The organism is Serratia sp. L9 (assembly GCF_050632285.1).
Lineage (GTDB): Bacteria > Pseudomonadota > Gammaproteobacteria > Enterobacterales > Enterobacteriaceae > Chania.
This window is the reverse complement of sequence record NZ_CP192591.1, coordinates 3,890,275-3,915,718: the sequence shown is the minus strand read 5'-3', so window position 1 is coordinate 3,915,718 and position 25,444 is coordinate 3,890,275. Positions and strand designations below refer to the sequence as shown.

At 54.8% G+C, this 25,444-nt stretch carries 20 protein-coding genes and 3 pseudogenes; 17 read left to right on the top strand and 6 right to left on the bottom strand.

Going from position 1 to position 25,444, the window contains the following annotated elements:
- Positions 1–145: 145 nt before the first annotated feature.
- Positions 146–1,144 carry a phage shock protein operon transcriptional activator gene (pspF, locus tag ACQ86O_RS18705; RefSeq protein ID WP_431222352.1) on the top strand — a complete coding sequence of 333 codons (999 nt, stop codon included), beginning with the start codon at positions 146–148 and terminating at the stop codon, positions 1,142–1,144.
- 6 nt (positions 1,145–1,150) lie between these two features.
- Here the strand turns inward: pspF and ACQ86O_RS18700 are convergent, their stop codons facing one another.
- Positions 1,151–2,044, bottom strand: coding sequence for a LysR family transcriptional regulator (locus tag ACQ86O_RS18700; RefSeq protein WP_431222351.1), 894 nt, complete (start codon positions 2,042–2,044; stop codon positions 1,151–1,153).
- Between the two features lie 88 nt (positions 2,045–2,132).
- On the opposite strand from ACQ86O_RS18700, the gene ACQ86O_RS18695 reads away from it, so the two are divergent.
- The 7 genes from ACQ86O_RS18695 (at position 2,133) to ACQ86O_RS18665 (ending at position 9,915) form a co-directional block, all read left to right on the top strand.
- Positions 2,133–2,909 (top strand): NAD(P)H-dependent oxidoreductase, encoded by a 777-nt coding sequence (locus ACQ86O_RS18695; protein ID WP_431222350.1) that lies wholly within the window; start codon positions 2,133–2,135, stop codon positions 2,907–2,909.
- Between the two features lie 356 nt (positions 2,910–3,265).
- Positions 3,266–4,921, top strand: coding sequence for an ABC transporter substrate-binding protein SapA (gene sapA, locus ACQ86O_RS18690; RefSeq protein ID WP_431222349.1), 1,656 nt, complete (start codon positions 3,266–3,268; stop codon positions 4,919–4,921).
- Positions 4,918–5,883 (top strand): putrescine export ABC transporter permease SapB, encoded by a 966-nt coding sequence (gene sapB, locus ACQ86O_RS18685; RefSeq protein ID WP_431222348.1) that lies wholly within the window; start codon positions 4,918–4,920, stop codon positions 5,881–5,883. The genes sapA and sapB overlap by 4 nt, the downstream gene beginning before the upstream one ends.
- On the top strand, positions 5,870–6,760 hold the full coding sequence (gene sapC, locus ACQ86O_RS18680; RefSeq protein ID WP_431222347.1) for a putrescine export ABC transporter permease SapC: 891 nt from the start codon (positions 5,870–5,872) through the stop codon (positions 6,758–6,760). Before sapB ends, sapC begins: the two co-directional genes overlap by 14 nt.
- Entirely contained in the window at positions 6,760–7,752 is a 993-nt protein-coding gene (sapD, locus tag ACQ86O_RS18675) for a putrescine export ABC transporter ATP-binding protein SapD (RefSeq protein ID WP_431222346.1), read from the top strand. Before sapC ends, sapD begins: the two co-directional genes overlap by 1 nt.
- A gap of 1 nt (position 7,753) precedes the next feature.
- Positions 7,754–8,566, top strand: a complete 813-nt coding sequence (gene sapF / locus ACQ86O_RS18670) for a putrescine export ABC transporter ATP-binding protein SapF (protein ID WP_431222345.1) — start codon at positions 7,754–7,756, stop codon at positions 8,564–8,566.
- A gap of 155 nt (positions 8,567–8,721) precedes the next feature.
- Positions 8,722–9,915: a CMD domain-containing protein gene (locus ACQ86O_RS18665; protein ID WP_431222344.1), complete on the top strand. Its 1,194-nt coding sequence runs from the start codon at positions 8,722–8,724 to the stop codon at positions 9,913–9,915.
- Positions 9,916–10,084: 169 nt separating this feature from the next.
- Here the strand turns inward: ACQ86O_RS18665 and ACQ86O_RS18660 are convergent.
- Positions 10,085–10,657, bottom strand: a pseudogene (locus ACQ86O_RS18660) (transposase); the annotation flags it as partial.
- 29 nt (positions 10,658–10,686) lie between these two features.
- Here ACQ86O_RS18660 and ACQ86O_RS18655 point away from each other — a divergent pair.
- The 5 genes and pseudogenes from ACQ86O_RS18655 to ACQ86O_RS18635 all read left to right on the top strand — a co-directional run bounded on the left by ACQ86O_RS18655 (position 10,687) and on the right by ACQ86O_RS18635 (position 17,947).
- Positions 10,687–10,821 carry a hypothetical protein gene (locus tag ACQ86O_RS18655; RefSeq protein ID WP_431222343.1) on the top strand — a complete coding sequence of 45 codons (135 nt, stop codon included), beginning with the start codon at positions 10,687–10,689 and terminating at the stop codon, positions 10,819–10,821.
- 34 nt (positions 10,822–10,855) lie between these two features.
- A complete protein-coding gene (locus ACQ86O_RS18650; protein ID WP_431222342.1) occupies positions 10,856–11,083 on the top strand; it encodes a hypothetical protein in 228 nt (75 codons plus the stop codon).
- A 146-nt stretch (positions 11,084–11,229) separates the two neighbouring features.
- Positions 11,230–13,535, top strand: a pseudogene (locus ACQ86O_RS18645) (FdhF/YdeP family oxidoreductase).
- Positions 13,536–13,707: 172 nt separating this feature from the next.
- Positions 13,708–15,642, top strand: coding sequence for an exoribonuclease II (locus ACQ86O_RS18640; protein WP_431222341.1), 1,935 nt, complete (start codon positions 13,708–13,710; stop codon positions 15,640–15,642).
- Positions 15,643–15,880: 238 nt separating this feature from the next.
- Positions 15,881–17,947 (top strand): carbon starvation CstA family protein, encoded by a 2,067-nt coding sequence (locus tag ACQ86O_RS18635; protein WP_431222340.1) that lies wholly within the window; start codon positions 15,881–15,883, stop codon positions 17,945–17,947.
- Between the two features lie 52 nt (positions 17,948–17,999).
- Here the strand turns inward: ACQ86O_RS18635 and fsa are convergent, their stop codons facing one another.
- Entirely contained in the window at positions 18,000–18,665 is a 666-nt protein-coding gene (fsa, locus tag ACQ86O_RS18630) for a fructose-6-phosphate aldolase (RefSeq protein ID WP_431222339.1), read from the bottom strand.
- Positions 18,666–18,812: 147 nt separating this feature from the next.
- On the opposite strand from fsa, the gene ACQ86O_RS18625 reads away from it, so the two are divergent.
- The 3 genes from ACQ86O_RS18625 to ACQ86O_RS18615 are packed head-to-tail and all read left to right on the top strand — an operon-like array spanning position 18,813 to position 22,948.
- Positions 18,813–19,715, top strand: a complete 903-nt coding sequence (locus ACQ86O_RS18625) for a glycyl-radical enzyme activating protein (protein ID WP_431222338.1) — start codon at positions 18,813–18,815, stop codon at positions 19,713–19,715.
- Between the two features lie 4 nt (positions 19,716–19,719).
- Positions 19,720–22,152, top strand: a complete 2,433-nt coding sequence (locus tag ACQ86O_RS18620; protein WP_431222337.1) for a formate C-acetyltransferase/glycerol dehydratase family glycyl radical enzyme — start codon at positions 19,720–19,722, stop codon at positions 22,150–22,152.
- Positions 22,153–22,201: 49 nt separating this feature from the next.
- Entirely contained in the window at positions 22,202–22,948 is a 747-nt protein-coding gene (locus ACQ86O_RS18615) for a DNA-binding transcriptional regulator YciT (protein ID WP_431222336.1), read from the top strand.
- Positions 22,949–22,977: 29 nt separating this feature from the next.
- Here ACQ86O_RS18615 and araD read toward each other — a convergent pair whose 3' ends face one another.
- Positions 22,978–23,673, bottom strand: a complete 696-nt coding sequence (araD, locus tag ACQ86O_RS18610; protein ID WP_431222335.1) for an L-ribulose-5-phosphate 4-epimerase — start codon at positions 23,671–23,673, stop codon at positions 22,978–22,980.
- A gap of 396 nt (positions 23,674–24,069) precedes the next feature.
- Here araD and osmB point away from each other — a divergent pair, with 396 nt between their 5' ends.
- Positions 24,070–24,288: an osmotically-inducible lipoprotein OsmB gene (osmB, locus tag ACQ86O_RS18605; RefSeq protein WP_431225771.1), complete on the top strand. Its 219-nt coding sequence runs from the start codon at positions 24,070–24,072 to the stop codon at positions 24,286–24,288.
- A gap of 54 nt (positions 24,289–24,342) precedes the next feature.
- Here osmB and yciH read toward each other — a convergent pair.
- Both yciH and pyrF read right to left on the bottom strand, forming a co-directional pair.
- A pseudogene (gene yciH, locus ACQ86O_RS18600) lies at positions 24,343–24,663 on the bottom strand (stress response translation initiation inhibitor YciH); the annotation flags it as partial.
- Positions 24,664–24,674: 11 nt separating this feature from the next.
- Entirely contained in the window at positions 24,675–25,403 is a 729-nt protein-coding gene (gene pyrF, locus ACQ86O_RS18595; protein ID WP_431222334.1) for an orotidine-5'-phosphate decarboxylase, read from the bottom strand.
- Positions 25,404–25,444 lie beyond the last annotated feature (41 nt).

Genomic DNA, 25,444 nt, shown 5'->3' with positions numbered 1-25,444 from the left:
GCGTTAAGTCATACTGCTTGCCGTAATACTTTATCAAGAAGCGTGCCAACTTTTACTTTGTTGAAATACAAGGATTATTTATTTTTGACTCTGTTGACGCATGCTGTAGAGTGAGTATTTTCACCAAACATTGGCGAATTTAATCATGAGCGAACCTTTAGAGAACCTGTTGGGCGAGGCAAACGCCTTTGTTGAAGTACTGGAGCAAGTCTCACAACTGGCAAAACTCAACAAGCCAGTGTTGGTGATTGGTGAGCGTGGTACCGGCAAGGAACTGATAGCACACCGTTTGCACTATCTTTCCAACCGTTGGCAAGGGCCATTTGTTTCCCTCAACTGCGCGGCACTCAATGAAAACCTGCTGGATTCTGAACTGTTCGGCCATGAAGCCGGTGCATTTACCGGGGCACAGAAACGCCACCTTGGGCGTTTTGAACGTGCGGATGGCGGAACCTTGTTTCTCGATGAGTTGGCAACCGCGCCGATGCTGGTGCAGGAAAAGCTGCTGCGGGTGATTGAATACGGTCATCTCGAACGAGTGGGCGGCAGCCAGCCGTTGCAAGTGGATGTGCGGTTGGTGTGCGCCACCAATGACGATTTACCTGCGTTAGCCGCTGCCGGTGAATTCCGTGCCGATCTGCTGGATCGCCTGGCATTCGACGTGGTGCAATTACCCCCGCTACGTCAACGCCAGCAGGACATCATGTTGCTGGCGGAGCATTTCGCCATTCAGATGTGCCGCGAACTTTCATTACCGCTGTTCCCCGGATTCAGTGAACATGCACGCGCCACGTTATTGGGCTATCGCTGGCCGGGAAACGTGCGTGAATTAAAAAACGTGGTGGAGCGATCCGTTTACCGCCACGGTTCAGGCCAGAACCAGCTCGACGAGATCATCATTAACCCCTTTGCTCAGCGCTCAGAAGCACCTGAGGAGGCACCCGCGCAGGCCAGCGATTTACCGGCGCTCCCCCTGGATTTGAAAAACTGGCAGCATCAGCAAGAGAAAGCACTGCTGGAAATAGCATTAAAACAGGGGCGATTTAATCAGCGTAAGGCGGCAGAACTGCTGGGGCTGACCTACCATCAACTGCGTGGCATGCTGAAGAAACACGCGCTGCTGCAAGGCACCGAGCAAGAGTAACGCCCCTTATACCGACTGGGTAATCAGTTCGCGCAACCACCGATGAGCGGGATCGCGATGAGATCGCTCATCCCACAGCATCGCCAGCTCGTAACCCGGTATCCCGACCGGCGGTTCGGCAATCTGCAGTTCCGGGCTGCCGAGAGCCAGGCGTTCTGGTAGCATCGCAACCAGATCCGTCTTGGCGATAACCGACTTCACAAACAGGAAATGGGGCACTGAAAGCACGACCTGACGTGATAGCCCCGCCTGCTCCAGAGTTTCATCGGTGATCCCACTGAATCCCCCGCCGTTAGGTGAAACGACCACGTGTTCCAGTTGGCTAAATTGCGCCAGCGTCGGTCGCGGCTTCAATGTCGGGTGGTCGATACGGCCAACCAAAACGTACTTTTCCTGGAATAACACCCGCTGACGCATCCCTGGCGGAGCGCAATCCTGGGTGTGAAAAGCAAGATCTATTTCCCCTAGTTCCGCCTGTTTGGCTATCCGAGTCGGCGCCAATTCAAACACCGCCAATCGGCTATTGGGGGCCGCCTGACGAAGCTGCGCCAATGCAGGCAAAACCACCGTTGATTCCCCATAGTCAGAAGCCGCAACGCGCCAGATATTATTGGCAGTGGCTGGATCAAAATAGCTGACGGGTGCAATGGTGTGCTCAAGCACTTCCAGAGCCCGGCGCAGGGGTTCGCGTAACTCCTCCGCCCTGGCCGTGGGTCGCATCCCTCTTGGCCCAGGTAATAATAGTGGATCGTCGAAATACTCTCTCAATTTGGCCAGATGAACGCTCACCGAAGGTTGAGATAGCGACAACCGCTGTGCGGCACGCGTCACATTATACTCCGTGAGTAACACGTCCAACGTCACCAGCAGATTGAGATCCAATCTTCCGAAATTATTCATTTCTATACCTGCAATTATTTAAATCAATTTTAACTATACCTGTCAGCAAACTACTCTGTTCTCCACCTTTCAGCAATGGAACTCAATCATGAATATTCTGCTTGTCTATGCTCACCCAGAAGCCCAATCGCTTAATGGATCGTTAAAATCGTTTGCCGTCAAACATCTGGAGGCTGCCGGACATCAGGTACAGGTTTCAGACTTGTACGCCATGAAGTGGAAGGCCGCTCTGGATGGCGATGACCGTACCGATCGCCAGGCCGAGGCCCGCTTCAATCCAGTTTGGGACTCCCAACAGGCTTTTGCTCAAGGAACGCAAAGTAAAGATATCGCCCTTGAACAAGAAAAATTGCGCTGGGCAGATACCGTGATCCTGCAATTCCCTTTGTGGTGGTTTTCTATGCCTGCCATTCTCAAGGGTTGGGTGGAACGCGTCTATGCCTATGGTTTCGCTTATGGCGTTGGCGAGCACTCAAATACACATTGGGGGGATCGCTATGGGGAAGGTTCACTGGCTGGCAAACGAGCGATGCTGCTGGTGACCGCTGGCGGATGGGAGTCTCATTACAGTCCGCGCGGTATCAACGGCCCGATTGACGATATTCTGTTCCCTATCCATCACGGCATCCTTTATTACCCAGGGTTTGAGGTTTTGCCGCCGTTTGTAGCGTATCGTACCGATCGTTTTGATGCAGCGCATTTCCCTGCTTTATGCGCAGAACTGGCGCATCGGCTGGATACATTGCACAACACAGCCCCGCTGCCCTTCCGTAAACAGAACTTTGGCGACTATGAGATCCCGCAGCTTACGCTACGTGAGGATATCGCGCCTGGCCGCTCCGGCTTTGCTATCCATCAGAAATAGCCTCCAATAAAAGGCAAAAAAAGCCAGCACCCGAGCTGGCTTAAAAAACACTGGAAGCAATGTGAGCAATGTCGTGCCTTCCACAAGGAGCTACAAGGTGTGGCCTCTCGTGGACTGCAAATCGATGATAATAGTTCTCAGTATCATCTGTAAAGCTTTTTGTTGAGAATTTTTCTCATTACCACACTAAGATTGTGCAATTACCACACAATCATCGTTCAACATTTTTTTAGCACTGCTCTATTGCGGCAAGTTCAGCCAAACAGTAGAAATTTCAGCCATTTTATGCAAGGAATTGGGCTGTTCGCCATAGTGCGATACACTAACAATATTGCTTAATAACCCATGAAGCGTCTATGCGTGGTTTACCTCTTTGGACAATGTCGCTGAGCTGCCTGGCAACCTCTGCTTTGGCCTCAACACCGCCTGCGCCCAGCGCAGTCACGCCGCCAGCGGATATCCGCCAGAGCGGCTTTGTTTATTGTGTCAGCGGCATCTTGAACACCTTCAACCCGCAAATGGCCAGCAGTGGCCTGACGGTTGATACTCTCGCCGCCCAACTTTACGATCGGCTACTGGATGTTGACCCTTATACTTATCGGCTGATCCCCGAGTTGGCGCAAAGCTGGGAGGTGCTGGACAACGGTGCCACTTACCGCTTCCACCTGCGCCGGGATGTGCCTTTCCAGACCACGGCCTGGTTCCAGCCGACACGTAAAATGAATGCCGACGATGTGGTATTCAGTTTTGAACGGGTGTTTAACCCCAAGCATCCATTCCATAGCGTGAACGGTGGCGATTACCCCTATTTCGACAGTTTGCAGTTTGCCGATTCAGTGCAAAGCGTGAAGAAGCTGGATGACTACACCGTCGAATTCCGCTTACAGGCTCCGGATGCCTCTTTCTTGTGGCACCTGGCAACCCATTATGCGCCGGTGCTATCGGCGGAATATGCCGCTAACCTGACGCTGGACGGCACCGAAGAGATGATCGACCGGGAACCCGTCGGTACCGGCCCCTTCCTGCTGAGTGAATATCGCTCCGGCCAATACATCCGTTTGGCACGCAATGAGGTTTACTGGAAAGGGAAACCGCGCATGCCGCAGGTGGTGATCGACATGGGGGCCGGAGGGACTGGCCGATTGTCCAAATTGCTGACCGGCGAGTGCGATGTACTGGCATACCCCGCCGCCAGCCAGCTTTCGATTCTGCGTGACGATCCCCGCTTGCGGCTGACGCTGCGGCCTGGCATGAATATCGCCTATCTGGCTTTCAATACCCGCAAACCGCCGCTCGATAATCTGAAAGTTCGCCAGGCTATCTCGCTGGCGATAAACAACCAGCGTCTGATGCAGTCGATCTACTACGGCACGGCAGAAACCGCAGCTTCAATCCTGCCACGCGCTTCCTGGGCCTATGACAACGATGCCCATGTGACGGAATACGATCCGGCCAAGGCGCGGGAAATGCTCCGTGAAGCCGGCGTTGGGCCGTTGGATTTGAAGCTGTGGGTGCCAACCGCTTCACAGTCTTACAACCCAAGCCCATTGAAAATGGCGGAGCTGCTGCAGGCAGACCTGGCACAGGTGGGTATCAACCTTACTATTGTGCCGGTAGAAGGCCGCTTCCAGGAGGCTCGCCTGATGGAGATGAATCACGATCTCACTCTAACCGGCTGGTCCACCGACAGTAACGACCCGGATAGCTTCTTCCGCCCGCTGCTGAGCTGTGCGGCAATCCGTTCACAGACCAACTATGCTCACTGGTGCGATCCTGCCTTTGATGAAGTGTTGCAGGATGCCCTGCTTTCTCAGCAGCTTTCGCAACGTATCGACAATTATCGGCAAGCGCAGCAAATTATCGAACAGCAGTTGCCCGTGCTACCGCTGGCATCTTCATTGCGCCTGCAGGCTTACCGCTATGATATCAAGGGACTGGTGTTGAGCCCCTTCGGCAATGCATCGTTTGCCGGGGTTTACCGTGAACCCGCCGCGAAGGAGGTGAAAAAGTGATTATTTTTACCTTACGGCGAATTTTATTGCTGCTGATCACTTTGTTCTTTCTGACTTTAGTAAGCTTCAGTCTCAGCTACTTCACCCCGCGCGCGCCGCTTAACGGTGCCGCCATGCTGGATGCCTATCAATTCTATTTTGCCAGCCTGCTGCACTGGGATTTCGGCGTGTCGAGCATCAATGGTCAGGCCATCAGTGAACAACTGCGCGAAGTGTTCCCGGCAACCATGGAACTGTGCATTCTGGCGTTTACCATAGCGCTGTTTATCGGGATACCGCTGGGCATCATCGCCGGTGTGATGCGAGGTAAATGGCAGGATACCGCCATCAGTACCTTCGCCCTGCTGGGCTTTTCGATCCCGGTATTCTGGCTGGCACTGCTGTTGATGCTGTACTTCTCGCTGCATCTTGGCTGGTTGCCGGTATCTGGCCGTTTCGATTTGCTTTATCAGGTGCAACCGGTAACCGGTTTTGCGCTGATCGACGCCTGGATCTCCGATTCGCCTTATCGCTCCGAGATGATCGCCAGCGCGTTTCGTCATATGGTGCTGCCGATCACCGCACTGGCCGTCGCACCAATTACCGAAGTGATCCGCCTGATGCGCATCAGCACCGACGACGTGCTAGGCCAGAACTACATCAAGGCCGCCGCCACCCGCGGGCTTTCACGGTTTACCATTATCCGCCGCCATGTGCTGCACAATGCACTGCCGCCGATCATCCCCAAACTCGGCTTGCAGTTTTCCACCATGCTCACACTGGCGATGATCACCGAGGTGGTGTTCAGTTGGCCAGGGCTGGGCCGCTGGCTGATCAACGCCATACGGCAACAGGACTACGCGGCAATATCCGCTGGTGTAATGGTGATTGGCACGCTGGTGATCACCATCAACGTATTGGCCGATATTCTGGGTGCTGCCACCAACCCGCTGAAACATAAGGAATGGTATGCCCTTAGATAACGTATACAGCGAAAAGAAAATGCCGAGCCCGCTGCTGTATACCTGGCGGATTTTCTACGGCGACACCTTGGCCATGATTGGTTTTTATGGCGTGATTGGCCTGCTGCTGCTGTCCCTGTTCGGCAGCCTGCTGGCCCCTTATGCGCTGGACCAACAGTTTCTGGGGTATCAGTTGTTGCCCCCTTCCTGGTCGCGTTATGGCAACGTGTCATTCTTCCTGGGTACCGACGATCTTGGCCGCGATATCCTAAGCCGCCTGCTGACCGGCGCTGCCGCAACCTTTGGCTCGGCGCTGCTCGTCACGTTGGCAGCCGCTCTGTGCGGCGTGATCCTGGGCATTTTCGCCGGGGTGACCCGTGGCCTTATCTCTGCGGTGCTCAACCATATCCTTGATACCCTGCTTTCTATTCCTTCGCTGTTGCTGGCGATCATTGTCGTGGCGTTTATCGGACCAAAGCTGGAACATGCCATGCTGGCCGTTTGGCTGGCGCTGTTGCCACGTATGGTGCGCACTATCTACAGCGCGGTACACGATGAACTGGAGAAAGAGTATGTGGTGGCCGTCCGGCTGGATGGGGCTTCTACCATGCAGATCCTGTGGTACGCGGTAATGCCAAATATTGCCGCCGTACTGATCACCGAATTTACCCGCGCGTTGTCGATGGCTATCCTCGATATTGCGGCTTTGGGCTTCCTCGATTTGGGTGCTCAACTCCCTTCCCCGGAATGGGGAGCCATGCTCGGAGATTCACTGGAATTGGTGTATGTCGCTCCCTGGACCGTAATGCTGCCAGGTGCAGCCATTTTGGTCAGCGTGTTGCTGGTAAACCTGTTGGGCGACGGTATACGCCGCGCAATTAATGCGGGGGTGGAATAATGCCGTTACTCGATATCCGCAATCTGACCATCGAATTTATTACTGCCGAAGGGCCGGTGAAAGCCGTTGATCGCGTCAGCATGACGCTGACCGAAGGTGAAGTACGTGGCCTCGTTGGCGAATCCGGCTCAGGCAAGAGCCTGATCGCCAAAGCCATCTGCGGCGTGACCAAAGACAACTGGCGTGTCACTGCCGATCGCTTTCGCTTCGACGATATCGACTTGTTGCAGTTAACACCGCGTGAACGGCGCAAACTGGTGGGTCACAACGTATCGATGATTTTTCAGGAACCGCAATCCTGCCTGGATCCCTCAGAAAATATTGGCCGACAGTTGGCGCAGGCTATTCCTGGCTGGACCTATAAAGGCCGTTGGTGGCAACGGTTCAACTGGCGGAAACGCCGGGCGATTGAGCTGTTGCACCGTGTCGGCATCAAGGATCATGACGATATCATGGGCAGTTTCCCCTACGAGCTAACCGAAGGGGAATGCCAGAAGGTGATGATTGCCATTGCGCTGGCCAATCAGCCAAGATTGCTGATCGCAGACGAACCGACCAACGCCATGGAACCGACCACTCAGGCGCAGATCTTCCGCCTGCTGGCACGCCTCAACCAGAACAACAACACCACCATTCTGCTGATCAGTCACGATTTGCAGATGATGAGCAAATGGGCTGATCGGGTGAACGTGCTCTACTGCGGCCAAACGGTAGAAAGCGCGCAGTGCGAAGATCTGCTGGCTGCGCCTCATCATCCTTATACTCAGGCGCTGATCCGCGCCATGCCGGACTTTGGCCGCTCACTACCGCATAAAAGCCGCCTGAATACCTTGCCAGGAGCCATCCCCTCATTGGAGCATCTGCCTATCGGCTGCCGCCTGGGGCCACGTTGCCCATACGCCCAGAAAAAGTGCATTGAAACGCCACGCCTGCGCCCAGTGAAAAACCACCTGTTCGCCTGCCACTTCCCGCTGAACATGGAGGAGCAATAACATGGAAACGCTGTTGGAAGTGCGCAATCTGACTAAAACCTATCGCTACCGCACCGGGCTATTCCGCCGCCAGCATGTCGAAGCAGTCAAGTCGGTCAGCTTTACCCTGCGTGAACGCCAGACGCTGGCAGTGATTGGCGAGAATGGTTCCGGTAAATCCACTCTGGCAAAAATGCTCTCCGGTATGGTTGAGCCCTCTTCCGGTGAGGTGCTGATTGACGACCATCCGCTGGAGTTTGGCGATTACCGCTACCGCAGCCAGCGCATTCGTATGATCTTCCAGGATCCCAGTACCTCGCTCAACCCGCGCCAGCGTATCGGCCAATTGCTGGATGCCCCGCTGCGGTTGAACACCGATCTGGAGGCCAACGAGCGGGAGGTTCGCATCAATCAGACCCTGCGTCAGGTGGGGATGCTGCCAGATCACGCCAACTATTATCCGCATATGCTTGCCTCCGGGCAAAAACAGCGCGTGGCGCTGGCACGAGCATTAATCCTGCAACCCAAGGTGATTATCGCCGATGAGGCGCTGGCCTCACTGGACATGTCGATGCGTTCGCAAATCATCAACCTGATGCTGGAACTGCAGGAGAAGCACGGTATTTCGTATATCTACGTGACGCAGCATCTCGGCATGATGAAACATATCAGTGATCAGGTGATGGTGATGCATGAAGGTGAAATCGTTGAACGTGGCAGCACTGCCGAGGTACTGGCATCACCATTGCACGATCTCACCAAACGCCTGATCGCCAGCCATTTCGGGGAGGCTCTGACGGCCGATGCCTGGCGTCGCGATGGTGGCAAATTCTGATTTTTATCCGGGCGTGCCCGTACGCCCTTTTCCCACCGTTAACTATTTTATTCTTTTGCGCTATTAATTAGCACGTAACATTATTTTATCTCGCCAATCCAATCGGTGAGGATATCCCCTACGTTAAGCCTAAAAGACGACAGGATATCGCACTGATGAAAAACGCCTACCCGCATCATGTTCAGTGGTACCACGAAACCCAGCGCAGCTCTGGCAGTGATGCACCGCTGGAACAGGGTGCCGCCCGCCTGCGCGATCGCTTTCTGTTGGGCCTGGGGGCCGTTGCCGACGAGGCACTGAACCAAGCGCTCTCTGCTCGGGCCGCAGTCTTCACCGCTTCTCAGGCTAGCTATCATGTGCTGTTCCCTGACCGGGTAGTGACGTCGGCAGAAGTGACATTGTCACCCTACGATCGTCTTTCTACCGCCCTAACGGTGGCCCAGGTGGCCGGGGTTCAAACCTTATGCAGCCATTACGCCGCCCGCCTCGCCCCGTTGGCTAGCCCTGAGGCTACCCGGGAAAGCAATGTCCGTCTGGCACAAATCACCCAATATGCCCGCCAACTTGCCAGCCAACCGACGCTAATTTGCAGCAAAGCATTGCAGCAACTCAATGAAGTTGGCCTGAGTACCCGGGATATCGTGACCTTTTCACAAATCATCGGGTTCGTCAGTTATCAGGCTCGGGTGGTGGCAGGTATTGCTGCACTGGCAGGAAGACCAACGGCGGTGATACCGGGTTTTCCAAAAGTTGAGGATGCACCAGGGGATGGGTTTTCCGAGGAAAAGCGGTTATGGCAAGCACGGCTGCCTGAAATCGTGCCGGAGCAGGCAGATGCGTGGCAACTCGACATCCTGGATCAGAGCCACCCGGATGCTCGTATCAGATCCTTTTACCTGCTTTTAGCCCATGACGCGGCCACCTTGCATGAACGCAATGCCGTTTATAACAACATTAATCACAAAAGTGACGAGTTATCCCCTCACCTCAGGGCGTTGGCGGCCCTGGTGGCATCCAGAATCAATGGCAGCCCATACTGCGCGGCAGTAGTGGCCAATAAGATTGCCGACAAAGGTTTGGTGCAGGCATTATTGGCCGGGATCGAAAATGCGCTGGATACCACTACCGATCCGCAGGCGGTGGCTGTGATCCGGGTGATAGCCGAACTGACACGCTCACCAGAGAAATTCACCCCGCAAAGCGTGCAGGCGTTGTTCAACAGCGGGCTTAATCAGGCACAGGCATTAGAAACCCTGTTGACCGGTTCCCTGTATGCCTGGGAAAACCGTCTACGATACAGCCTCGGCGATACATTGCTGGCTGAATCTCACTGCAATAACCACGCCTGAGCAGCGTCATAGAAATGCTGCGCCAGTGGCGTGGCTCTTCATAAATAGGAATTTCAACCCAAAAGTGGCTAACTATCAACCAGAAATTAGCGTCGATGCCGCTTTCTGAGCGGCATTCACCTCTTTTCCCACAGGACGGGTCACCAATCAATATTGATAAAATTGATAGCTAATTCATTTCACTGCATGCTTTATAGACAGATTTACCTATGTTGGGCGGATCTTCCCTGGTGGGGGTCAGACCCCCCATTAAAGCCAGTGATTTATGATAACCGAGCAGTTCTTCCAGTCTCAGCCCCTCCTTCAGCCCGCACAGCAGTAACCGCGCGCCACACAGCACGCAGTTCAGCGGCTTTTCTCCTGTGAAGCGCTTAAGCATCATCGCAAAGGTGATCTGCGGCCGCCTTTCAACCTCATGACCAACCAGCGCATGCCCCTTTTCCAGCAACTCACCGCGCTTTGCATGACTTAAAAAACCGTAATAACGGATCATCCGGAAGTGTTTGTCTGGGATGTGCTGGATAAATTTTTCAATGAATGTATCGATCGCCATTTTCAGCCGCTCCAGGCGCTTCGTCTTGTGACTGTTGTAGGTCAGTGTGACGTCGCCACCGCCGTAGTGCTCCAGCCGACTCAGTGACACCGGGGGACGCTTCAGATAGCGGCCAAAATAGCTGATGGTGTGGTGCGCATCTTCTGTCAGCGATGCCACGTGGATGTTCCACTTGCGCTGGTAATGTTGTACCGGACTGGGCCGGGTTAGGGCATTCCGTGGGGCGGCAGCCCTGCCCCGGTTCGGTCTTCGGTTTTACTTCCATCAAGGGTGTATTCACCGAAATGACGATCACCGCCAGCGCGATTATTCTGCAAGCCTCCCGCCGCCCGGATATTTACAATCAACGGTAACACGTTACCCCGGCTGATTGCGGAGAGTAAAAAATTGAGCACCACCGCCCCCACGTTCCCGCAGATCTCGCGTAGCGCCACCGGCACCCCGGCGGCACCCTATATAGATTTTGAGACCGCCCTGGCGGCGGTGCGCGACGACCTGCCCCGTTATCTGCTGACCCCGGAGATCGCCGTATTACTGGCCGGGTGTCATGAGTTGTTTAATATTCATACATTGGCTCGAGAAATGAGTTCTGCGTTGAGTATATCATTGGCTTAGCACTGGCGATAAATCCGCTCTATGCCATCATCATTCTATTCGATTAGACACACCGTCCTTACGCCCCTAGACTTGCCACATAAATACTCAAGATGCTTAAAAAAGCATTTACCTTTTAGCTACAACCATCACCTGCGAAGAAAATCATGAAATTCAAACCGTCAATCAAACCTTATCGCGGCGCGGCCGGCGGCTGGGGCTCATTGGAAGCCACCACCCGCTATGTGTTCGACAGTAAACAGGCGCTGAAAAACCTGCGTAACCTGATGCGTGTTAACAAGGCCCGGGGGTTCGACTGCCCTGGCTGCGCCTGGGGCGATGACAATCACAGTACCTTCAGCTTTTGTGAGAACGGCGCTAAAGCCGTCAGTTGGGAAGCCACACGCCAGGCGGTGGAACCCGCTTTCTTTGCCATTCACAGCGTGAGTACTTTGCGTGAACAAAGCGACTATTTTCTGGAATATCAGGGCCGTCTGACCCATCCGATGCGCTATGACGCCAAAACCGATCGCTACCAGCCGATCAACTGGCCGGATGCCCTGGCGCTGATCGCCAGCCATATCCGGGCGATGGACAACGCCAACCAGATTGAGCTTTACACCTCTGGCCGTGCCAGTAACGAAGCCTCTTACCTTTATCAACTGTTCGGCCGGATGCTGGGCACCAGCAATTTCCCAGACTGTTCCAATATGTGCCACGAAGCGAGCGGGGTTGGCCTCAAACAGAGTATCGGCGTGGGGAAAGGCACTATTCGCATGGAGGATTTTGCCAAAGCCGATGCGATTTTTGTGTTTGGCCAGAACCCAGGCACCAATCACCCACGCATGCTGCACAGCCTGAAACAGGCCGCCAACCGTGGTGCCCGGATTGTCAGTTTCAACACCCTGCGTGAACGCGGGCTGGAAAGGTTTACCGATCCGCAAAACCCACTCCAGATGCTGGCGCCAAAATCTTCCCCCATCAGTTCTGCCTATTTCCAACCTAAACTGGGTGGCGATATGGCGGCAGTGCGTGGCATGGTGAAGGCACTGCTGGAAACCCATCGCCAGCGGTTGGCCGCCAGCCAGCCCGGGCTGTTTGACCGGCCCTTTATCGATCAACATAGCCAGGGCGTTGAGCTTTATCTGGCCCAGGTGGATGCCACTTCGTGGCAACAAATCATCTCGCAGTCTGGTCTGAGTGAAACCCAGTTGCGCCATGCCGCCACGATTTACCAAGGTGCCGAGCGGGTTATCTGCACCTGGGCGATGGGGATCACGCAGCATAAACATTCGGTTGCCACCGTTCGTGAGATCACCAATCTGCAACTGTTATTCGGGCAATTAGGCAAGCCAGGGGCGGGTTTATGCCCGGTGCGTGGCCACAGCAACGTGCAGGGTAACCGCACCATGGGCATTGACGAGAAAGCGCCCAAAGCACTGCTCGACAATCTGGAACAACATTTTGGCTTTACCCCACGCCGCGAGGTTGGTCATAACACGGTGGAAGCGATTGAAGCGATGCTGCGGGGTGACGTCAAGGTGCTGATTGCGCTTGGAGGTAACCTGGCTGCAGCGGCACCGGATACCGAGCGTACTGCCCAAGCTCTGCGCTGTTGTGATTTGACGGTGCATATCAGCACCAAGCTGAACCGCAGCCATTTGATCACCGGTAAAGACGCCCTGATCCTGCCTACGCTTGGGCGCACCGAATTGGATATGCAAGCCAGTGGCGCGCAATACATCACAGTGGAAGATTCATTCAGCATGGTGCATGCCTCAGAGGGCATAGGTAAACCGCTGGCAGAGACTCAGCGCTCGGAAACCGCGATTGTCTGCGGTATTGCAAACGCGGTGCTGGGCAGCGAAAAACTGGACTGGCTGGCTTTGGCGGACGACTACTCCCTGATCCGTCAGCATATCCAGGCGACCATTCCTGGCTTCGACGATTTCAACCAGCGTTGCGAACAGCCGGGCGGATTTTATCTCGGTAACGCCGCCGCAGAATTACGCTTTGCAACCCAGAGTGGCAAGGCTCAGTTTTGCGCTGCGCCATTACCCGACACGCTGTTCCCGTCAACCGAAGCAAAAAAGCCCCTTTTGTCCTGCAAACCCTGCGCTCGCACGATCAATACAACACCACAATTTATGGCTTGGACGATCGTTATCGCGGCGTTTACGGCCAGCGTGAAGTGCTGTTTATCCACCCGGCAGATCTGGCCGCATTGGGCCTGCAGGATGGTGAACTGGTGGAGATCGAAACCCTGTGGAACGACGGCGTGATCCGCAAAGTCAGCGGCTTCAAGCTGGTCAGCTATGACATCCCACGCGGCAACCTGGCGGCCTACTATCCAGAAACCAATCCCTTGGTGCCGCTGGCCAGTTTTGGCGACGGCACCGGTACGCCAACCTCCAAATCTGTTCCTGTAACGATCCGCCGTTGTGCCAGCGAACCGAAGCGGCGTATCGCTTAAGACTCAGGGTATAAGCCATGGCTAATCACACCCTGGCTTATTCTTGCTCACTGCACCCGATAATCGAGAGTCAACATGGGAAAACCTTGAGGTTAGGCTTGCCCGCAGCAGGTGATTCGCGTAAAACTGTCTGCCGCAAATCTTGCCACTCACAACCCATTTACTGGACGATATGTTTCAAGATAACCCGCTGCTGGCGCAGCTAAAACAGCAACTTCACTCTCAAACCCCGCGTGTTGAAGGCGTAGTAAAAGGGACTGAGAAAGGTTTTGGCTTTTTAGAAGTCGACGGCCAAAAGAGTTACTTTATTCCGCCGCCTTACATGAAAAAAGTCATGCATGGGGATCGTGTTGTCGCCACCCTGCACACCGAAAAAGAGCGCGAAGTAGCCGAGCCGGAAACCCTGGTTGAGCCTTTCCTGTCACGCTTTGTTGGCCGGGTGCAGAAGAAAGACGATCGGCTGTCCATCGTGCCCGATCATCCGATGCTGAAAGACGCCATTCAGTGCCGCCCTGCGCGTGAACTGACTCATAACTTCCAGGCCGGTGACTGGGCGGTAGCCGAAATGCGCCGTCACCCGCTGAAGGGCGATCGCGCTTTCAATGCCGACCTGACTCAGTTCATCACTGAAGGTGAAGATCACTTTGCGCCATGGTGGGTTACGCTGGCCCGTCATAATCTTGAAAAAGAAGCGCCAGACATGGTGGAGATCACTGAGCATGATGCTAGGTTGGCGCGCGAAGATCTGACCGCGCTGGATTTTGTCACCATCGACAGCGCCAGCACTGAAGATATGGACGATGCGCTGTACGTGGAGGACAACGGTGACGGAACGCTGCAGTTAACCATCGCCATTGCCGATCCTACCGCCTACGTAGAGCAAGGCAGCAATCTGGATGATATCGCCCGCAAGCGCGCTTTCACCAACTACCTGCCGGGCTTCAATATTCCAATGTTGCCACGCGATCTGTCAGACAACCTGTGCTCGCTGCGCCCGAATGAGCGCCGCCCGGTCCTCGCCTGTCGCGTTACTATCGCCGCAGACGGCGCGCTGGGAAGCGATATCCATTTCTTTGCCGCCGAAATCGAGTCCAAAGCCAAGTTGGTGTATGACGAAGTGTCTGACTGGCTGGACGGTATTGCTGGCTGGCAACCGCCAAGTGAAGCCATAGCGCAGCAAGTCACCCTGCTCAAGCAGGTTTGTGATGCCCGTAACGCCTGGCGTCATCAGCATGCGCTGGTATTCAAGGATCGGCCTGACTACCGCTTTGTACTCGGTGAAAAAGGCGACGTGCTGGACATCATTACCGAACAACGCCGCACCGCCAACCGTATCGTTGAAGAGTGCATGATTGCTGCTAACGTTTGTGCCGCCATCGTGCTGCGCGATCGCCTGGGCTTTGGCATCTATAACGTTCATACCGGTTTTGATCCCGCGCTGGTTGAACAGGCGGTCGCCGTCTTGCAGGCTAATGGCGTAGAAGCCGAAGCAGAAAAACTGCTGACGCTGGAAGGCTTCTGCGAGCTGCGCCGTCACCTTGATTCACAGCCAACCCAGTTCCTGGATAGCCGCATTCGTCGCTTCCAGACCTTTGCAGAAATCAGCACCCTTCCTGGCCCGCACTTTGGCCTGGGACTGGAAGCGTACGCCACCTGGACGTCCCCTATCCGTAAGTATGGCGATATGGTCAACCATCGCCTGCTGAAAAATATCATCACCGCGCAGCCTGCTGAAAAACCGCAGGATGAAGTGACAACCCAATTGGCTGAACGCCGCCGCCTGAACCGCATGGCAGAGCGCGATGTGGGCGACTGGTTATATGCACGCTTCCTGAAAGATAAGGCCGGCACCGACGCGCGTTTCAACGCCGAGATTATCGACGTGACCCGTGGCGGCCTGCGTGTGCGCCTGCTGGACAACGGCGCAGTAGCCTTTATCCCTGCTCCGTTCATCCACGCGGTGCGTGACGAGATGGTTTGCAGCCAGGAAACCGGCACCGTGCAAGTGAAAGGTGAAGTGGTTTATCGCCAGAGCGATACCCTGCAGGTAAATATTGCCGAAGTGCGTATGGAAACCCGCAGCGTGATCGCGAAACCGGCCGCCTGACACAAGTCGATCTCTATCTGGGCGATACTGGGTATCGCCTTTTTTTGCCTGAAATAACCCACTGCCCCCTGATCCCCGATCTTTTTTACCAAATCCCAACTGAGTTCACATTTCTGATCCGACCAGCCCCTGTCTGCGTTTAAACCTCCTACTTTTAATCTGTTGTTAACTTTTTGACGTATCAATCAACTTTAAAAAAATCGCCTTTCTACCTCTGCACAACAAGGAGTTGCGCAACATGAAAAACGTCAAGTCCGGCATAATCTGGCTCGCGGTGGGGCTGCTCGGCGCCTTCGCTTTCGCCATGCTGGCTCTGAGCCGCGGGGAGCACGTCAACGCTGTCTGGCTGGTGGTGGCTTCTGTCGCCTGCTACAGCATTGCTTACCGCTTCTATAGCCGGTTTATTGCCAAGAATGTATTCGAGCTCGATGACCGTCGGTTGACCCCGGCGGAACGCCATAATGACGGCCTGGACTATGTACCCACCAACAAATGGGTGCTGTTCGGTCACCACTTTGCCGCCATCGCCGGTGCAGGTCCGCTGGTTGGGCCGATCCTGGCCGCGCAGATGGGCTTTTTACCGGGCACCATCTGGATCCTGGTGGGCGTCATGCTGGCCGGTGCGGTGCAGGATTTCCTGATCCTGTTTATCTCCACCCGCCGCGACGGGCGATCTCTGGGGGAAATGGCCAAGCAGGAACTGGGCGCCTTTGCCGGGGTGATAACCATGCTCGGGGCGCTTGGAGTGATGATCATCATCCTCTCTGCCTTGGCGCTGGTCGTGGTTAAAGCGTTGGCAGACAGCCCTTGGGGCCTGTTTACCATTGCTGCCACCATCCCGATTGCGCTGTTTATGGGCGTTTACATGCGTTTTATCCGCCCAGGCAAGATTGCCGAAGTTTCTCTGATCGGCTTTGTACTGATGATGATGGCGATCATCTACGGCGGTAATATCGCTCTGCATCCCTATTGGGGGCCGTTCTTTACTCTGCACGGTACCACGCTGACCTGGGTGCTGGTGATTTATGGCTTTGTCGCTTCAGTGCTGCCGGTGTGGCTGCTGCTGGCGCCCCGTGACTATCTTTCCACCTTCTTGAAGATCGGCGTGATTGTGGGGCTGGCGGTGGGCATTGTGTTCGCCATGCCGGAAATGAAAATGCCTGCGGTTTCGCGCTTTATCGATGGCAGCGGCCCGGTATTTGCCGGTTCCCTGTTCCCGTTCCTGTTTATCACCATTGCCTGCGGTGCCATTTCCGGCTTCCATGCGCTGGTTTCCAGCGGCACCACACCCAAATTGATAGAGCGTGAGAGCCATATTCGCTTTATTGGTTACGGCGGTATGCTGATGGAGTCTTTCGTCGCCATCATGGCGCTGATCTGCGCGTCGGTGATCGACCCAGGCGTCTACTTTGCCATGAACTCACCGGCGGCGCTGATCGGTACCACGGTTGAGAGCGCTTCGCAGGTAATCAACGGCTGGGGCTTTATCGTCACCCCGGAAATGCTGCAGCAGATCGCCGCTGATGTCGGTGAGAAATCTGTGCTGTCCCGAGCAGGCGGCGCGCCAACCTTCGCCGTTGGCATGGCCCATATCATCAGCGATGTATTTAACAGTCGGGCAATGATGGCCTTCTGGTATCACTTTGCCATTCTGTTTGAAGCGCTGTTTATTCTTACTGCGGTTGATGCCGGTACGCGTGCCTGCCGCTTTATGGTGCAGGATCTGGTGGGGGTAGCTATTCCACGGCTGGCGAACAACCGTTCGTGGTTCGGCAACCTGGCCGGGACCACCGTGGCGGTGGCTGGCTGGGGCTTCTTCGTCTATCAGGGCGTGGTCGATCCGCTGGGCGGGATTAACACACTGTGGCCACTGTTTGGCATTGGTAACCAGATGCTGGCTTCAATGGCGCTGATCCTCGGCACCGTGGTGCTGTTCAAAATGAAGAAACAGCGCTACGCCTGGGTAACCATTCTGCCGACCGCCTGGCTGTTTATTACCTCAATGACCGCAGGCTGGCAGAAAATCTTCCATGAAAAACCGAGCATCGGCTTCCTGGCCCAGGCGAAGAAATTCTCTGCCGGGATTGAGCAGAACACGGTTATTGCACCGGCTAAATCCATTGCGGATATGCAGACCATCGTGTTAAGCAACCAGATCAATGCCGCGCTCTGCGCCTTCTTTATGCTGGTAGCCGTGACGATGCTGGTTTCTGCCTTCTTCGTGATCCGCCGTGCGCTGAACGCCAACAAGCCGACAGTACGTGAAAGCGAAATTGTTTTACGTGAAGAAGCCGGGCGCGCCTGACGCCTGTAAATCCAGCCCTCTCCCACGGGAGGGCTGGACCTCCTGAGATGATTTAGCTCAACAACGTGGTGCCAAAAGCTCCCTGCCAATCCTGCTCAAACTTCTCTACCGCCGCCTGAACCGCCGGGGTAGTAATAAACTGCTCTGCTACATCCACGGGTAACGTGATCGACTGGCAACCGGCCAACAGGCATTCCAGCGCCTGACGCGGGGTTCTAAAGCTGGCGGCCAGCACCTTGGCGTGAGGGGCGTGCATCGTTAACAATTGCTGCAACTCATGCACCATTTCAATCCCATCACCGCCCTGCGCATCCAGACGATTAACATAAGGGGCAACATATTCAGCGCCGGCCAAAGCCGCCAGCAACCCCTGGCCTGCGCCATAAACTGCGGTGCCCAAAGTAGGGATCGACATGGACTTCAGCTTCTTGATCGCCGCCAGGCCTTCCACCGTGGTGGGGATCTTCACCACCAGCCCAGGTACGCGCTGATTGAGCAATACCGCTTCTGCCACCATACGCTCGGCGTCATTCGCCATCACCTGTGCAAACAGCTTACCGGTGCCGCCCAATGCGTCACGCAGTGCTGGCAGTACCTCCCAGATCGGCTTGCCTTCTTTAGCGACAATGCTTGGATTGGTGGTAACACCATGCAACGGCAGCACCCGGGCCAGGCGCTTAACGGCGGTGACGTCGGCGGTGTCGAGATAAAGTTCCATATCGTGCTCCTGATTATTTTGTAGGCTAATTCAAACTCTCAACATAATAAGGGAAAAACTCTCTCATCATTTGATTAAAATCAAATCAACTTTCATTCGAAAGCTATTTAATTTACGTAAGAAGATTTTTAACGTCACAGGTGATCAATGCTTTTCAATCTGCAACGCTACTCAACACATGACGGCCCCGGCATCCGTAGCGTGGTGTTCCTGAAGGGCTGTTCACTTGGCTGCCGCTGGTGTCAGAATCCGGAGAGCCGCTCCCGCCAGCAGGATCTGTTGTTTGATGCACGCCTGTGTCTGGCCGGTTGTACCCTGTGCAGCGAACGCTGCCCACACGCCATTACCCGCCCTGACGAAACGACGATTAACCTGCAACGTGCGTTGCTTACTGACGCTGATTATGACGCATTAACCGGCTGCTGCCCAACCGGGGCGCTGACCGTTTGCGGCACGGCAATTGATATCGATGCCGTTATGGCCGAAGTGATGCGCGATAAACCCTACTATCTGCGTACCGGCGGTGGCCTGACGCTTTCCGGCGGTGAGCCATTTATGCAACCAGACATCGCCGCAGAGTTACTGAAACGTGGGCGCGAGGCGGGGATCCATACCGCTGTGGAGTCCTGCCTGCACACGCCGTGGTCTTACATTGCGCCTTCGTTGCCCTGGCTCGATTTGATGCTGGCGGATCTGAAGCATGTTGATGAAGCCCGTTTCAAACAATGGACCGACGGTTCCGCCAAGCGGGTGATGGATAACTTTCGCCGCCTGGCAGCGGCTGGAACTCAGATCACCGTGCGAGTGCCGCTGATCCCGGAGTTCAATGCCGATCGCGACGCGATCCGCGCGATTACCGATTTTGCCGCCGATGAAGTTGGCGTGAAAGAAATACACTTTTTGCCTTATCACACGCTGGGCATGAATAAATATCACCTGCTCGGCGCACCTTACAATGCACCCCATACCCCACTGAACGACCCTGAACTGCTGGCCTATGCCGAAGATTACGCCAGCGCCAAAGGCCTGACCGCCATTTTGCGAGGATAACATCATGACAACGCTGGACCTGACAACCCTGACCGAACGTACACTGGCGCATAAACACGCGCTGATCCATATCGTTAAACCCCCGGTATGTACTGAACGCGCACAGCATTACACCGAAACTTACCAGCAGCATCAGGATAAACCGTTGCCGGTAAGACGCGCATTGGCACTGGCTAATCATCTGGCCAAACGTACCATCTGGATCAAGAACGACGAGTTGATCATCGGTAATCAGGCCAGCCAGTTACGCGCCGCCCCTATCTTCCCGGAGTACACCGTCAGTTGGATTGAAAGCGAAATCGACGAATTGGCCGATCGCCCAGGCGCTGGCTTCTCTGTGAGCGAACAGGACAAAGCGGTGTTACATGCAATCTGCCCGTGGTGGCGCGGCCAGACCGTGCAGGACCGTTGCTACGGCATGTTCACCGATGAGCAAAAAGCTTTGCTGGCCACCGGCATCATCAAAGCGGAAGGTAACATGACCTCCGGTGATGCGCACCTGGCGGTCAACTTCCCGCTGCTACTGGAGAAAGGCCTCGATGGTCTGCGCGAGAAAGTCTCTGAGCGCCGCGAACGCCTCCATCTGACCGATTGGGAGGATCTGCACAAAGAACAGCTCCTGAAGGCGGTTGATATCGCCCTCACTGCCCTGAGCGAACATGTTGTGCGTTTTGCCCAGTTGGCTCGTGAGATGGCCCAGGCTGAAAGCCGTACCTGGCGGCGTGAAGAACTGCTGACAATGGCGACCAACTGTGAACTGATCGCCCATCAGCCACCACAAACCTACTGGCAGGCACTGCAACTGTGTTACTTCATCCAGTTGTTCCTGCAGATTGAATCTAACGGCCACTCGGTATCCTTTGGCCGCCTCGATCAGTACCTATATCCGTGGTATCGCCGCGATGTTGAGCTGGAACAAAGCCTGCCACGCGAAAAGGCCATTGAGATGCTGCACAGCTGCTGGCTGAAGCTGCTTGAGGTGAACAAAATCCGTTCCGGTTCACACTCTAAAGCCTCTGCGGGTAGCCCACTGTACCAAAACGTCACCATCGGTGGCCAAAAGTGGGTAAATGGCGAAGCCTGCGATGCGGTTAACCCACTGTCGTACGCCATTCTGGAATCCTGTGGTCGCCTGCGTTCCACACAGCCAAACCTAAGCGTGCGCTATCATGCCGGGATCAGTAATGATTTCCTCGATGCCTGTGTGCAGGTTATTCGCTGCGGTTTCGGTATGCCAGCCTTTAACAACGACGAGATCGTTATCCCGGAATTTATCAAGCTGGGCGTTGAACCGCAGGACGCCTACGACTATGCCGCTATCGGCTGCATCGAAACGGCCGTTGGCGGCAAATGGGGTTATCGCTGTACCGGGATGAGCTTCATCAACTTTGCCCGCGTAATGCTGGCGGCACTGGAGCAAGGCCGCGATGCCACCTCCGGCCAGATTTTCCTGCCACAGCAACTGGCATTGTCGAAAGGTAACTTTAGCCAGTTTGACCAGGTGCTGGATGCCTGGGATACGCAAATCCGTTATTACACCCGCAAATCTATCGAGATTGAATGCGTGGTGGATACCGTACTGGAAGAAAATGCCCACGATATTGTCTGTTCAGCCCTGGTCGATGACTGTATTGAGCGTGGCAAAAGCGTCAAACAAGGTGGCGCTAAATATGACTGGGTTTCCGGCCTGCAAGTGGGGATCGCCAACCTGGGCAATAGCCTGGAAGCGGTGCGTAAATTGGTGTTCGATCAGGGAATTATCGGCCAGCAGCAGTTGGCACAAGCCCTGGCGAATGACTTTGCCGGGCTGGACGGTGAACAACTGCGTCAACGCCTGATCAACGCCGCACCGAAATACGGCAATGACGTAGATGATGTCGACCAGTTGCTGGTTCGCGCCTATCAGACCTATATCAACGAACTGAAGCAATATCATAATACCCGCTTTGGCCGCGGCCCGATTGGTGGCACCTACTATGCCGGGACCTCTTCCATCTCCGCTAACGTGCCGTTTGGGGCCGCCACCATGGCAACTCCTGATGGCCGTAAGGCACACACGCCGTTGGCTGAAGGAGCCAGCCCGGCCTCCGGCACTGACCACCTTGGTCCTACCGCGGTCTTCAACTCTCTGGCCAAGCTGCCAACCGAGTCGATTCTGGGTGGCGTGCTGCTCAACCAGAAGCTGAACCCGTCGACGCTGGAAAACCCGCGCGACCGTGAGAAGCTGATGCTGATGCTGCGCACCTTCTTTGAGAGCTATCATGGCTGGCACGTGCAGTACAATATTGTCTCAAGGGAGACACTGCTGGCAGCAAAACAACATCCAGACCAATATCGTGATTTAGTGGTACGCGTAGCTGGATATTCTGCCTTCTTTACCGCATTATCCCCAGATGCGCAGGATGATATTATCGCGCGAACCGAACATACTCTCTAATCTGTGAATAGTTGCGGCCAGCCGCGGGTTGGCCGCTTATCAGGCAACTATGAATTCAAGACAACAAACCATTTTGCAGTTGGTGAACGATCGCCGCCGCATCAGCGTCAGCGAACTGGCTCGGGCCTCTGGCGTTTCTGAGGTGACCATTCGCCAAGACCTTAATCTGTTGGAGAAACGCAGCTACCTCAAACGCGTTCATGGCTCTGCCATCGCTTTAGAAAGCGATGACGTGGATGCCCGTATGATGTCCAACTTCACCCTCAAACAGAAACTGGCTAAATATGCGGCTTCGCTGGTCAACGATGGCGAAACCATCTTTATCGAAAGCGGCAGCACGAACGCCCTGTTGGCCCGCTATCTGGCCGAGCGTAAACACGTAACCCTGATCACCGTCAGCCACTACATCGCCAATCTGCTGAAAGAAACGAATTGCGATGTGATCGTGCTGGGCGGGATGTACCAGAAAAAGAGTGAAACCGTGGTAGGCCCGCTCACACGTCTGTGTATTCAGCAGGTGCATTTCAGCAAGGCTTTTATCGGGATTGATGGCTATCACGCAGAGACCGGATTCACCGGCCGCGATATGATGCGTGCCGACGTCGTCAATGCGCTGCTGAACAAAGGTGTGGAAAACATCGTACTGACGGACTCATCAAAATTTGGCCAGATCCAGCCCAATCCGTTGGAGCCAACCAGCCAAATCGGGCGTGTTGTAACCGATGCACGCCTGGCGCTCGACTATCAACAGTTGCTAAAAAGCCAAGGTATCAAACTGGATTTGGTCAACGAGTAATGGCTATGGGGCCGCAATGGCCCCCAGGATTACTGACCGTAGTAGGCGTTCTTGCCATGTTTGCGCAGATAGTGCTTGTCTAGCAGGGTTTGCTGCATATTGGCCAATTCTGGCATTAGCTGGCGCGAGAAGATCCCCATATAGGCCACCTCTTCCAGCACCACCGCGTTGTGTACCGCACTGTCGGCATCTTTGCCCCAGGTAAAGGGCCCATGAGAATGTACCAGCACCGCGGGGATCTGCGCAGGATCCAACCCACGTTCGCTGAAGGTTTCGACAATCACCTGCCCGGTGTCCCATTCGTAGCGGCTGTTGATTTCCTTGTCCAGCATTGGCCGGGTGCAAGGAATATCACCGTAGAAATAATCTGCATGCGTCGTCCCCCAGGCGGGGATATCCAAGCCGGCCTGCGCCCAGATGGTGGCATGGCGCGAATGGGTATGAACAATGCCCCCCGCAGCGGCAAAATTCAGGTAAAGCACCCGATGCGTATCGGTATCAGATGACGGTTTTTTACTGCCCTCCACCACTTTGCCGCTTTCCAACTCGACAATCACCATATCGTCACGGGTCATGGCGTCATACTCAACGCCCGAGGGTTTAATCACCATCAGCCCCTGCTGGCGATCTACGGCGCTGACATTACCCCAGGTAAAAGTCACCAGATGATGACGCGGAAGGGCCAGGTTAGCCTCCAGCACCTGTTGTTTGAGTTCGTTGAGCATGGTCTTGTCCTTGTTGCTTGGTCTGACGTTATTGTCGGCAGGCAACCGGCGGGTCGGTATGGTGCAAATCGCTAAAAACCAAGTAGGGTTCTGCTGGATAATAAAAGATGTGCGGCGGCAATATCATTACGCTGAACGGATAAATCAGAACATTCGCCCAGGCATACGTTTCAAATTAAGACTATTTCCCTATTTATCTACGGCTGGCTATTTATACTGTCTAAAGGAATTAAAACCGTCGTATTTTTTTAATTACTCTGTCTTGTGCAGTAAATGCCACTTTTTATCTTGAAGTCAAAGCGGGCAAGTCACAGGCCAGGTCAGTGGTTAATGCCTATACTAAAGCTGTGTTACGCCAGCAAGGTATTTCCATTTAGCCCATGCTAAGGAGAAGTCATTATGACTATTAATAAACGTTTTGCCACGGCCGCCTTGGCGATTACCTTGGCGCTGTCCCTGAGTGCCTGCTCTAATATGTCTAAACGCGATCGCAACACGGCTATTGGCGCGGGTGCCGGTGCTATCGGCGGTGCGGTGCTGACAGATGGCAGTGCGCTGGGAACAATTGGTGGTGCTGCTGTCGGTGGTATTATCGGCCACCAGGTTAGTAAATAAACCGCGCCTTACTGATATCCCTCTCCTCGCAAGGAGAGGGAATGGGTTAATTACCCCCGCCAGCTTCACCGTCATCCCTTTGGCTTCCAGTAGCTGTTTCAACAGATCGCGTTTATCCCCCTGGATTTCAATCACCCCATCTTTTACTGCCCCGCCGCAGCCGCATTTCTTTTTCAGCTCCGCAGCCAGTTTCTCCAACGCCGCGTCATCCAGGTTAACCCCGGTTATCAGGCAAACCCCCTTGCCTTTGCGCCCACTGGTCTGGCGCTGAATGCGTACGATGCCATCCCCTTGAGGGCGCTGCGGTTTAACCTCTTCTTGCTTGATGCGACCACTGTCGGTGGAGTAAACCAGGCGGCTATTATCATCATTCATGCTGGGATCCCTTAGATCAGTGAGGCACGGATAGCGTGAAGCGTGGCTGCCGGATCGGCAGATTGCGTAATCGGGCGGCCAATCACCATATAATCTACCCCGGCAACCAAAGCCTGTTCCGGCGTCATCACCCGGCGCTGATCGCCTGCTGCACTGCCTGCTGGGCGAATACCTGGCGTGACCAGTTTAAATTGGCTGCCACAGGCCGCTTTCAGGCGTGTGGCTTCATGCGCAGAACAGACAACGCCGTCCAGGCCACAGTCCCGGGTCAGACGGGCCAACCTCTCCGCCTGCTCTGCCGGGCTGATATCAATACCTATGGCGTGCAGATCCCCTGCCTCCATGCTGGTGAGCACCGTTACGGCAATCAGCAAAGGTGCCTGCGCGCCAAAAGACTGTAATGCCTCTTTGGCCGCCGTCATCATGCGTGCGCCGCCGCTGGCGTGGACGTTTACCATCCAGACACCCAACTCCGCGGCTGCCGCCACCGCGTGCGCGGTCGTGTTAGGAATATCGTGGAATTTCAAATCGAGAAAAACGTCGAAACCGCGCTGGTGCAGATCGCGCACAATCTCTGGCCCGAACAGGGTAAACATCTCTTTGCCCACTTTTAACCGACAATCTTGCGGATCAATACGGTCGGCAAAAGCCAGAGCCGCATTTCTATCGGCGTAATCCAAGGCAACGATGATCGGAGATGATTTTAAGTCATTGTTATTAATGTTATTTTCAGACTTCATTTCTTCTACCTTATATAATATGGACCTGCGTTAATGACACG